The sequence below is a fragment of the Absicoccus intestinalis genome, from assembly GCF_033971885.1.
In the GTDB taxonomy this organism is placed as follows: domain Bacteria; phylum Bacillota_I; class Bacilli_A; order Erysipelotrichales; family Erysipelotrichaceae; genus Absicoccus; species Absicoccus intestinalis.
Genome location: NZ_JALBUS010000004.1, coordinates 173,079 through 183,405, shown reverse-complemented (window position 1 = coordinate 183,405; position 10,327 = coordinate 173,079). Strand labels below are relative to the sequence as shown.

The 10,327-nt window shown below is 38.7% G+C and carries 14 protein-coding genes; 12 read left to right on the top strand and 2 right to left on the bottom strand.

From position 1 onward, the window contains the following. From MOZ64_RS04200 to MOZ64_RS04185, 4 genes are all read left to right on the top strand, one after another. Positions 1–1,394 (top strand): Cna B-type domain-containing protein (locus MOZ64_RS04200; RefSeq protein ID WP_320325356.1); only part of this gene is annotated, 1,394 nt, incomplete at its 5' end. Between the two features lie 62 nt (positions 1,395–1,456). Then, complete coding sequence (locus MOZ64_RS04195; RefSeq protein ID WP_320325355.1) at positions 1,457–1,867, top strand: peptide deformylase; 411 nt, start codon at positions 1,457–1,459, stop codon at positions 1,865–1,867. Between the two features lie 72 nt (positions 1,868–1,939). Then, positions 1,940–2,497: an elongation factor P gene (efp, locus tag MOZ64_RS04190; protein WP_320325354.1), complete on the top strand. Its 558-nt coding sequence runs from the start codon at positions 1,940–1,942 to the stop codon at positions 2,495–2,497. A gap of 21 nt (positions 2,498–2,518) precedes the next feature. Next, entirely contained in the window at positions 2,519–3,265 is a 747-nt protein-coding gene (locus tag MOZ64_RS04185; RefSeq protein ID WP_320325353.1) for an SDR family NAD(P)-dependent oxidoreductase, read from the top strand. A 14-nt stretch (positions 3,266–3,279) separates the two neighbouring features. Here the strand turns inward: MOZ64_RS04185 and MOZ64_RS04180 are convergent, their stop codons facing one another. Then, positions 3,280–4,548: a methionine gamma-lyase family protein gene (locus MOZ64_RS04180; RefSeq protein WP_320325352.1), complete on the bottom strand. Its 1,269-nt coding sequence runs from the start codon at positions 4,546–4,548 to the stop codon at positions 3,280–3,282. 103 nt (positions 4,549–4,651) lie between these two features. On the opposite strand from MOZ64_RS04180, the gene MOZ64_RS04175 reads away from it, so the two are divergent. Beyond that, on the top strand, positions 4,652–5,242 hold the full coding sequence (locus MOZ64_RS04175) for an HD domain-containing protein (protein WP_320325351.1): 591 nt from the start codon (positions 4,652–4,654) through the stop codon (positions 5,240–5,242). A gap of 24 nt (positions 5,243–5,266) precedes the next feature. Here the strand turns inward: MOZ64_RS04175 and MOZ64_RS04170 are convergent, their stop codons facing one another. Next, entirely contained in the window at positions 5,267–5,767 is a 501-nt protein-coding gene (locus tag MOZ64_RS04170) for a DUF2798 domain-containing protein (RefSeq protein ID WP_320325350.1), read from the bottom strand. Between the two features lie 193 nt (positions 5,768–5,960). Here MOZ64_RS04170 and MOZ64_RS04165 point away from each other — a divergent pair, with 193 nt between their 5' ends. From MOZ64_RS04165 to MOZ64_RS04135, 7 genes are read left to right on the top strand one after another with little or no spacing between them, the layout of a single operon-like run. Next, entirely contained in the window at positions 5,961–6,506 is a 546-nt protein-coding gene (locus tag MOZ64_RS04165) for a glutathione peroxidase (protein WP_320325349.1), read from the top strand. Beyond that, positions 6,507–6,941, top strand: coding sequence for a MarR family winged helix-turn-helix transcriptional regulator (locus MOZ64_RS04160; protein ID WP_320325348.1), 435 nt, complete (start codon positions 6,507–6,509; stop codon positions 6,939–6,941). Further along, positions 6,928–8,040: a cation diffusion facilitator family transporter gene (locus MOZ64_RS04155; RefSeq protein ID WP_320325347.1), complete on the top strand. Its 1,113-nt coding sequence runs from the start codon at positions 6,928–6,930 to the stop codon at positions 8,038–8,040. The genes MOZ64_RS04160 and MOZ64_RS04155 overlap by 14 nt, the downstream gene beginning before the upstream one ends. Before the next feature lie 14 nt (positions 8,041–8,054). Then, entirely contained in the window at positions 8,055–8,444 is a 390-nt protein-coding gene (locus MOZ64_RS04150) for a flavodoxin family protein (RefSeq protein WP_320325346.1), read from the top strand. Continuing rightward, on the top strand, positions 8,435–8,932 hold the full coding sequence (locus MOZ64_RS04145; protein WP_320325345.1) for a GNAT family N-acetyltransferase: 498 nt from the start codon (positions 8,435–8,437) through the stop codon (positions 8,930–8,932). The genes MOZ64_RS04150 and MOZ64_RS04145 overlap by 10 nt, the downstream gene beginning before the upstream one ends. A gap of 45 nt (positions 8,933–8,977) precedes the next feature. After that, entirely contained in the window at positions 8,978–9,721 is a 744-nt protein-coding gene (gene gpmA, locus MOZ64_RS04140; protein WP_320325344.1) for a 2,3-diphosphoglycerate-dependent phosphoglycerate mutase, read from the top strand. Positions 9,722–9,738: 17 nt separating this feature from the next. Then, positions 9,739–10,302 (top strand): hypothetical protein, encoded by a 564-nt coding sequence (locus MOZ64_RS04135; RefSeq protein ID WP_320325343.1) that lies wholly within the window; start codon positions 9,739–9,741, stop codon positions 10,300–10,302. Positions 10,303–10,327 lie beyond the last annotated feature (25 nt).

Below are 10,327 nucleotides of genomic sequence, written 5' to 3'. Positions count from 1 at the left end.
CCAAGAAGAAGGGCAAAACCATCGAATATAGTATTGCGGAAGTATCTGTTCCGAAGGGATATACATCCGAAATCAGTGGCAATGCGACGGAAGGATATATCATCAACAATACGCATAAGACGGAAACCGTAGATATCAGTGGAATAAAGACCTGGAAAGATAACGACAACCAGGACAATATCCGACCAGACAGTATCACGATTCGTTTGATGGCCAATGGTACAGAAATTGATAGTAAAGAGGTCAAAGCGGATAAGGATGGCAACTGGAGCTATCAGTTTACCGGATTGCCAAAATATGAAAAAGGGCAAGAGATCGACTATACGGTCAGTGAAGATGCCGTTAAGGATTACACTACGATCCAGACAGGCAATGATTTTATCAATACCTATGATGCGGGCAAGACCAGTGTCAATGTAAAGAAGGTCTGGGAAGATGCGGAGAATCAGGATGGTATCCGCCCTCAAGAGATCACGGTACAATTATTGGCCAATGGTGAAAAGACCGATAAAACATTGACCTTGAATGCCGATAACAATTGGAATGGATCCTTCACCGATCTAGATGCCAAGAAGAAGGGCAAAACCATCGAATATAGTATTGCGGAAGTATCTGTTCCAAAGGGGTATAAGTCAGTCATTACAGGCGATGCGACCAAGGGTTATATTGTAACCAATACGCATAAGACGGAAACGGTAGATATCAGCGGTACGAAGACCTGGAAAGATAACGACAACCAGGACAATACTCGACCAGACAGTATCACGATTCGTTTGATGGCCAATGGTACAGAAATTGATAGTAAAGAGGTCAAAGCGGATAAGGATGGCAACTGGAGCTATCAGTTTACCGGATTGCCAAAATATGAAAAAGGACAAGAGATCGACTATATGGTCAGTGAAGATGCCGTTAAGGATTACACTACGACCCAGACAGGCAATGATTTTATCAATACCCATGTTGTGGGTAAGACCAGTGTCAATGTAAAGAAAGTCTGGAAGGATGGTAATAATAGAGATGGCATCCGACCAGAAAAAATTACCGTACAGCTTTTGGCGGATGGTGAAAAGACCGATAAGACATTGATCTTGAATGCGGACAACAATTGGAATGGATCCTTTACCGATCTAGATGCCAAGAAGAAGGGTAAAACCATCGAATATAGTATTGCGGAAGTATCTGTTCCAAAGGGATATAAGTCAGTCATTACAGGCGATGCGACCAAGGGTTATATTGTAACCAATACGCATTCTTCCAATAAGACGAGTGGTAAGAAGACGGATCAATCGAATGGAACCAATACGGGTGCAGAAACCAATGTACGCTTCTATTCACTCACTACTATTCTTTCGTTACTTGTGATCGTATTCTTTAAAAGAAGATTTGTGAAATAAGAGGAAGGCTGGGCAAGTCCCAGTCTTTTTCGATATAATGGTAATAGGAAGATAGATAAAAGATGATCAAACCAATTGAAAGAAATGTTTTTGTTTTAAAACAAAAAGCAAAACCAGCTACGAAAAATGATATTTCGATTGCTCGTGATTTGATAGATATTCTGCAAGCTCACAGCAAGGAATGTGTAGGAATGGCTGCCAACATGATTGGTATTCCCAAAGCCATCATTGTTGTGAATGTTGGGCCTTTTCTTATGGCTATGTTTAATCCTAAAATTGTGAAGAAAATAACCCCTTTTGAAACAGAAGAAGGATGCTTATCGTTAAATGGGGTTCGTAAAACAACACGATACCAAACGATTGAAGTAGAGTATCAAGATTTTTCTTTTCATAAAAAGAGACAAGTATTTCATGGATGGACCGCTCAAATTATTCAGCATGAAATCGATCATTTGGATGGCATTTTAATTTGATTTCCATCTTCTCATTGAATATCCATGACTTCCTTGGTAAAATAGTTTGGTAAAAGGTAAAGGTGAGTAAGTATGGCAATTGAAGCTGGAGATTTTAAAACAGGATTAACAGTTATGGTAGATGGCGATCCTTGGCAAGTATTAGATTTTATGCATGTAAAGCCAGGTAAAGGAGCTGCCATTTTAAAAACAAAGATGAAGAACTTAAAAACGGGTTCTACGCAAGAAAGAAATTTCAACGCGAATACAAAATTCGAAGCAGCAATCATTGAGAAAAAAGAAGCCCAATATTCTTATGAATCGGGTGGTGTTTATTATTTCATGGATAATGAAACATACGATATGTATGAATTGGATGAAGCACAAGTTGGTTTCAATAAAAACTTCTTGACCGAAGGCATGAATGTTGGTTTAGTTTTCTTTGAAGGAGAATGCTTGACTCTGTCCCTTCCTGGCAAAGTAGAAGTGACCATTGTGGAAACAACACCAGCTATCAAAGGTGCTCCATCGACGCAATCGAAAGATGCAGTGACAGACACAGGTTTAACGATTCGCGTTCCTCAATTTATTGCGCAAGGCGAAAAAGTTTTGGTGAATACCGAAGATGGCAAGTATGCAGGAAGAGCTTAGAGATAAGCTCTTTTTTTCAATATGAATCAAGTTGTATTAATTACGGGATCATCCAAGGGTATTGGCAAAGCGATTGCGTTTGAATTGGCTCAAGCTGGATATGCGATCGTGATCAATTATCGTTCTTCTCAAACAGAAGCAAAAGAAGTACAAGATCAAATCCAAGATTTGTATGGTGTTCCTTGTTTGTGTATACAAGCGGATGTATCCAAAGAAGACGAAGTTGACCAAATGGTGACGTTGATCGAATCGAAACTAGGCGGTGTAGATGTTCTCATCAATAATGCAGGGATCGATTTATCCAATCTCTTTCATTTAAAAACAGCCGATGAATTTCGCAAAACGTTAGACGTCAATGTAGTTGGAGCTTATAATTGTGCGAAACGAGTCTATCCTCATATGTTGAAACAAGAATATGGACGTATCATCAATATTTCTTCTACGAATGGAATGAATACGTATTATCCAATGAGCATTGATTATGATACATCCAAAGCTGCATTAAATGCTCTGACTCATGATCTAGCCGTTCAATTTGCACCCTATGTTCATGTGAATGCGATTGCACCTGGATTCATAGGTACAGAAAGCGAATTGGAGGGATATGATGCTGATTTTCTTCAATCGGAATGCGAAAAGATTTTGGTCAAACGCTATGGAAAACCAGAAGAAGTTGCCCATCTTGTCAAGTTTTTGATCAGTGACCAAGCTGATTATATCAACAATTCCATCCTTCGCATCGATGGTGGACAAATGGGAAGTATATAAAAATCCAGTGGATATCAGTTTCCACTGGATTTTGTTTTTTGAATATTCGTTAGGGCAAGGAGAATGGATAATTTTCCATATTCAAAGGATAATCCACCTTGCATATATAAAGTGTAAGGCGGAACGACAGGGGCATCGGCACTTAATTCAATGGTGGAACCATTGGTAAAGCTACCACTAGCCATGACCTCATCAAAAGGATATCCAGCCATAGGGGCGGGCATGATCCGAACATAAGAATCGATGGGTGAAGCCGATTGAATACCTTGAGTAAATTGCACCAAATCATCAACACTCCCCAATTCAACCGTTTGAATGATGTCCGTACGCTTCTCCTGCCATGTTGGTGAAACATTTGTATAGCCTAATTTTTCCAACATATATGCAGCAAAGACTTGGGTTTTTAAAGCATTTCGAACGGCTGTCGGTGCCATAAAGATGCCTTTGAAAAAAGCGTTGTTTTGATTGAAATTGGCACCTAGATTTTTGCCAATACCAGGAGCCGTGAGTCGATCGGCAACCATTTGGATCAAATCTTTTCTTCCAGCAATATAACCACCGCTCGAAGCAACACCACCACCTAGATTTTTCATTAAAGAACCAACGACAACATCAGCCCCGATATGACCGGGTTCCAGGGTTTCTACTAATTCACCGTAGCAATTATCAACCATGATGATCACATCTTGATTGACACGGCGAATGGCTTGGATCACATGAGCCATTTGATCGATCGATAAAGAATGTCGAGAAGAATAACCGCGAGAACGTTGGATTTCTACTAATTTTACATCTCTTTTTTGCAGGCGATGGACGATTTTTTCTTCATCAAAAGTATTATTGACCAGATCAATTTGTTCATATTTTACCCCATAGGCTTTTAGAGATTGTGTAGAATCCCCAATCAAACCAACCATTTCTTGCAACGAATCATAGGGTTTTCCCGATAAGGAAATCATGGTTTCGCCATGTTTTAGTAAAGCCGAAAACGTTAAATATAAGGCATTGGTGCCGCTCATGATCTGAGGACGGACCAAGCTATCTTCACATCCTAATACATTCGCAAAAATTCGTTCTAGTTTGTTTCTACCTTCATCAAATTCACCATATCCATTCATTTCCGCAAAATCGGTATAGGATACCTGATTTTCGATAAAAGCCGATAAAACACGATCTGAGTTTTTTAAACAGATCTCATCCATTTGTGCATATATTTCCTTACAATCTATCTCTGCTTGTTTACCAAGTTCTAATAAATTAGGATCAATTTGTTGAATGATCATAAATATCTCCTTTTGTCATGCTTACTTATTATGGACTATCTGCTCTAAAAATTCGAGCAGTTTTTCGATAATGCACTATAATACAAGCAAAGGATGTGAAAAAATGGAAGAACGACTTCAGAAACAACTTGCGTTTGCCTTAGAAATTGATAAAGAAAAAAATATCTTTCGACAAACGCATTTAACCAATCATGGACGACGTGAAAACGATGCAGAACATGCTTGGCATATGGCAATCATGGCCTATATCTTGAAAGAATATGCGAATGAACCGATTGATATTTGTAAAGTCATGATCATGAGCTTGATCCATGATATTGTAGAAATCGATGCGGGTGATACCTATGCCTATGACAAAGCGGGTCTTGCCACTCAAAAAGCACGAGAAAATGCTGCCAAAGAGCGTATTTATGCGTTATTGCCCAAGGATCAAAAAGAAGAGATGATCGCCATCTTTGATGAATTCGAAGCCAATGAAACGGCAGAAGCACGATTTGCACATGCCATGGATAATTTGCAACCGCTGCTTTTGAACAACAGCAATCATGGTGGAGATTGGAAAGAACACCATGTGCATGCTAGCCAAGTTTATGGCAGACAAGTAAAAACCAAAATGGGATCCGAAAGACTGTATGAAGTGATTGATGATATCTTACAAGATAATATCAAAAAAGGAAATTTGATCAAAGATTAAAAAAATATGCGAGTGCATATTTTTTTAATGGGAATAGATCTTGTTGAAAAACCAATGCGTAAATGGAGCGGCCGCAAACATGTTCCAGAAAAAAGCCATGGGAAAGTTTTTTAAAACCGTACCTACCCAAATAGCAGGTAAGTTATAGATGGCTTGATGGGCTAAGATAACATTGAATAGGATTGAAGCAACCATGCTCATGCTTGGACACATAATGGCTACGGTTCCAGCTTGACGCATCAATCGACAAAAATAAGGATTATCCTTTTGTGGATCCACAACTTTTTGGGCAAAGTTGGCACCAAAGCGATTTCCCCATAAATTGGAAATGATAAAGACAAAGACGCCCATATAAAGGGCTTCCAATAATGCTTGTAGAAAAACATGATTCGTCATGGTACTAAATCCACCAAGACGCAGGGTAAATCCGTCTTTGATGGCGGTGTTGTAGACTTCCATACCATAAGCCATGGCATAGGACATGATCAAACCAAAAATGATTCCTTGTTTCTTTGTTTTTGGCATACGATTCTCCCTCCTTAAAATAAAAAAAGGCAACATGGAGATGTCTACCAACATCCATGCTACCCGCTGGATCAAACTATTTTTCTGTCCGAGTTGCATTTTATCAAAATTAAAAATTTATTTCAAAGAGATTTGACAAAATAAAAATATTGTATAAAATACAATTGTATAAAATATAAAAAGGAGAAGGCGTATGACTAATTTTTATGATTATAGCGTAACCAATCGTAACCATGAAGAAATTTCGATGAAAGACTATCAAGGGAAAGTTGTTTTAGTTGTTAATACCGCAACTGGTTGTGGTTTTACTCCACAATATAAAGATTTAGAATCCATGTATGAACAATTTCATGATCAAGGATTTGAAATTATCGATATTCCATGTAACCAATTTGCAGGGCAAACACCAGGAACGGATGATGAAGTTCATCAATTTTGTACATTGAAATACAATACCCAATTTGATCAAATGACCAAAAGCGATGTGAATGGTGAAAACGAATTGCCATTGTATACCTATTTAAAAGCACAACAAGGCTTTAAAGGATTTGGCAAAGGTCCGAAAGCATTGGCCATGTCAGCCATGTTAAAAAAGATCGATAAAGATTATAAAAACAATCCAGATATTAAATGGAATTTTACGAAATTTTTGGTTGATCGAATGGGAAATGTAGTTGCACGTTTTGAACCAACAGAAAATATGGAAACAGTGAAACAAGCTGTTCAGGAATTGATTTAAATGGATGCATTAAAATTAGAAAATCAATTGTGTTTTCCATTGTATGCAGCAGCTCGTAAAGTCGTAGGCGCATATACCCCGTATTTAAAACCATTGGGTATTACGTATACGCAATATATTACTTTTATGGTTCTATGGGAACAAGACGGCATTCCGGTAGGCGATATTGGTGATCGTTTATTCTTAGATAATGGCACATTGACACCATTGCTAAAGAAAATGGAAAAACAAGGATGGATCGAACGAAAACGCAATCCCCAAGATGAGCGACAAGTTTTGATCTATCTAACCGATAAAGGAAAAGCAATGAAAGACCAAGTCAAAGAAGTTCCTTTGAAAATTGGTTCTTGTTTTCCAATAAAGAAGAATCAAGCCAAGGAACTGTATGAAATTTTATATACAATATTAGGAGGTTATGCTTGTGAATCAAAGTAGGCAAAAAAAGATCATTCAAACCAGTATCATAGGTATTGTGACAAATATTGCGTTGGCCATTTTTAAAGCCATTGTTGGATTGATTTCCGGATCCATCGCCATCACATTGGATGCGGTCAATAACTTAAGTGATGCCTTGAGCAGTTTGATTACGATCATTGGCACAAAGTTAGCAGGTAAGGAACCGGATAAAAAACATCCCTTGGGATATGGACGCATTGAATACTTAAGTGCTTCGATTATCTCTGTTATCGTTTTATATGCTGGCATTACTTCTCTACAAGAATCCATCAAAAAAATTGTGCATCCGGAAACCGCGACCTATTCCATTGTGACTTTGCTCATTATTTTTGTGGCCATCATTGTAAAGATTGTTTTGGGATCGTATGTTAAAAAGGTTGGTCAAACCGAAGATTCCGATGCTTTGGTTGCTTCTGGTCAGGATGCTTTGAATGATTCCATCGTTTCTACTTCTACCTTGGTTGCAGCTATCCTATATCTTTTCTGCCATATCAGTATCGAAGCCTGGTTGGGTCTGATCATTGCGTTTGTGATCATTAAGTCCGGTTTTGAAATGTTGCGAGATACGATCAGTGAAATATTAGGAGAACGAATCGATGCAGATATTACGCAAAAAGTGAAAGCCAGCATTGAGACCTTTGATCGAGTGCAAGGTGCCTATGATTTGATCATTCATAATTATGGACCCGATCGTTTGATAGGTTCGGTACATATTGAAGTACCATCCAATATGACGGCCAAAGAACTCGATACATTAGAGCGTCATATTGCCGAAAAAACATACAAAGATACAGGTGTCACCTTGACTGGTATCTCGATTTATGCGCAAAATGTCAATGATGAATCATCCGCGATCATTGAAGCGGATATCCGTAAGATGGTCATGAGCCATCCACATGTTCTGCAAATGCACGGTTTTTATTTGGATAATGGCAAACGACAAATTCGTTTTGATATCATTATTGATTTTGATGTCGAAGATCGTCATGCACTTTATCAAGAAATTGTGAATGAAGTAAAAAGAAAGTATCCGATTTACTCTTTCTATGTACAATTGGATGCCGATATTTCCGATTAAAGGAGGATTTAGATATGAATGCAGTTCGATATTATTCTCGTTCCGGTAACACGAAATTAGTGGCTGATGCCATAGCACAAGCGATTGGTACGACCGCCATTTCGGTTGATCAGGCCGATGCCAAAATCACCCAATCCATTGATACGTTATTTGTGGGTGGGGCATTATATGCCTATGGATTAGATAAACATTTAAAAAAATATTTAAATGAGCTCGATGCAAAAAACGTGAAGAAAGCCGTTTTATTTTCAACTTCTTGGATCTCGAAACATAGCTTGGATCTGATGCGCAAACAACTAGAAGAAAAAGGAATTAAAGTGGTACCAGAGACGTTCTATGTTAAAAATAAACCCAGCCAAGCTCAATTGGAACAAGCAAAGGAATTTGCGAAACAATGTCTATGAGCATTCGACATGCAACGATGGCCGATCTAGATGCGATTGCATCGATAGAATCGGCTTGTTTTCCTCAAGCCGAAGCAGCAACCAAAGACGAATTTGTGAAACGAATTCAATATTATGGGAATCATTTCTGGTTGTTGATCGATGAAAATCAAATTGTTTCCTTTGTGGATGGGTTTGTGACCAACCAAAAAGATCTATGTGATGTCATGTATGAAGTAGCCAGTATGCATGATGAAGCCGGACAATGGCAAATGATCTTTGGTTTGAATACATTGCCTTCCTATCGAAACAAAGGGTGTGCTACACATTTAATGGAACAAGTGATTCGTGATGCCAAAAGTCAAAATAGAAAAGGACTTGTATTAACTTGTAAAGATGCATTGGTATCTTATTATGCGAAATTTGGTTTCAGGGATGAAGGAATCAGTGATAAGAGTGTCCATGGTGGTGTATGTTGGCATCAAATGCGATTGACATTTAGAGAATAAAGGATATACTGAAGTTAGCATAAGCTAACTAGGAGATATATGAATATGAAATTAGTATTAGTACGTCATGGCGAAAGTGAATGGAACAAAGCCAATCTTTTTACGGGATGGACTGATGTCGATTTGAGTGAAAAAGGACATCAAGAAGCCATTCAAGCTGGCCAGACATTGAAACAAGAAGGTTATGATTTTGATGTATGTTATACATCCTATCTAAAACGAGCCATCCATACGTTGAATCACATTTTGGATGAAATGGATCGCAATTGGTTGCCTGTTTATAAGAGCTGGCATTTAAATGAACGTCATTATGGAGCGCTACAAGGCTTAAATAAAGCCGATACAGCTGCTAAATATGGGGAAGATCAAGTAAAGATCTGGCGTCGTTCTTTTGATGTAAAGCCACCCCTATTGGAAGTTGAAGATGATCGGAATCCTGCCAATCAAGCGATGTATCGCAATGTGGATGCCAAAGCATTGCCTTTGGCAGAAAGCTTAGAAACCACGATCGATCGTGTCATTCCTTATTTTGAAGCCAACATAAAAAAAGATATGGAAGCCGGAAAACGCGTGTTGATTGCCGCCCATGGCAATTCGATCCGGGCTTTGGTCAAATATTTTGAAAAGATGGATAAGGAAGCCATCGTTGGTGTCAACATTCCAACGGGTATCCCTTTGGTGTATGAATTTGACGAAGCATTTCAAGTGAAAGATCACTACTATTTAGGTGATGCTGAAACGATCCAAGCCAAAATGAAGGCGGTCGCAAATCAAGGAAAAGCAAAATAGAAACGAAAGGAGTCGCTATGGAAGAAATTCAAATCAAAGAGGGAACGTTCTACCAGACGACTCTCGCAAAAGTGCATACGTTGATCCTGATTGACAAAGGAAAATGGACATCCGCTGCGATTCGGTGGGCTCATCGTAATCACTGTCATGTTTTTGTCGCCCCTGCCCATGCGGATATCACCGCTTTTGGTCGAATCATTAGCTTTTTACATTCCCAAGGCATTCGTAAGATTGGCCTACTCGAACTGGGCGAACGTTCACACATCGCTTTGGCGGTAGCGGCAACCTATCCACAAGTCACATTGACCATCGTGACCAATCCCGATATCACCAAGGTAGATATCTCATCGATTCGAGGATTCTTGATGTGTTTTGGGACAATGGATGATCTTGTTTTACAACAAATACAAAAAGCGAGTACGTGTGTATATATGCCATTTCAATATGATCAAAAAAAGAATCAACTTCTACCACGATCGATGTTGCCAATTGGCTATCATTTGGGTATACACGGTAAAGCCCGTCAAGCAATCGATGAGCATATGCAAAATATTGTAAAGATTTGGGTAAATCAGCGATGATTTATCCATTTTTTATTATAATAGT

Bases quoted from the DNA above. Each gene is read 5' to 3' on its own strand.
- MOZ64_RS04135 (WP_320325343.1), top strand. From the start codon at position 9,739: ATGGAAGAAATTCAAATCAAAGAGGGAACGTTCTACCAGACGACTCTC.
- MOZ64_RS04185 (WP_320325353.1), top strand. From the start codon at position 2,519: ATGAATCAAGTTGTATTAATTACGGGATCATCCAAGGGTATTGGCAAA.
- MOZ64_RS04150 (WP_320325346.1), top strand. From the start codon at position 8,055: ATGAATGCAGTTCGATATTATTCTCGTTCCGGTAACACGAAATTAGTG.
- MOZ64_RS04170 (WP_320325350.1), bottom strand. From the start codon at position 5,767: ATGCCAAAAACAAAGAAACAAGGAATCATTTTTGGTTTGATCATGTCC.
- MOZ64_RS04180 (WP_320325352.1), bottom strand. From the start codon at position 4,548: ATGATCATTCAACAAATTGATCCTAATTTATTAGAACTTGGTAAACAA.
- MOZ64_RS04175 (WP_320325351.1), top strand. From the start codon at position 4,652: ATGGAAGAACGACTTCAGAAACAACTTGCGTTTGCCTTAGAAATTGAT.
- MOZ64_RS04195 (WP_320325355.1), top strand. From the start codon at position 1,457: ATGATCAAACCAATTGAAAGAAATGTTTTTGTTTTAAAACAAAAAGCA.
- MOZ64_RS04160 (WP_320325348.1), top strand. From the start codon at position 6,507: ATGGATGCATTAAAATTAGAAAATCAATTGTGTTTTCCATTGTATGCA.
- gpmA (WP_320325344.1), top strand. From the start codon at position 8,978: ATGAAATTAGTATTAGTACGTCATGGCGAAAGTGAATGGAACAAAGCC.
- efp (WP_320325354.1), top strand. From the start codon at position 1,940: ATGGCAATTGAAGCTGGAGATTTTAAAACAGGATTAACAGTTATGGTA.
- MOZ64_RS04145 (WP_320325345.1), top strand. From the start codon at position 8,435: ATGTCTATGAGCATTCGACATGCAACGATGGCCGATCTAGATGCGATT.
- MOZ64_RS04165 (WP_320325349.1), top strand. From the start codon at position 5,961: ATGACTAATTTTTATGATTATAGCGTAACCAATCGTAACCATGAAGAA.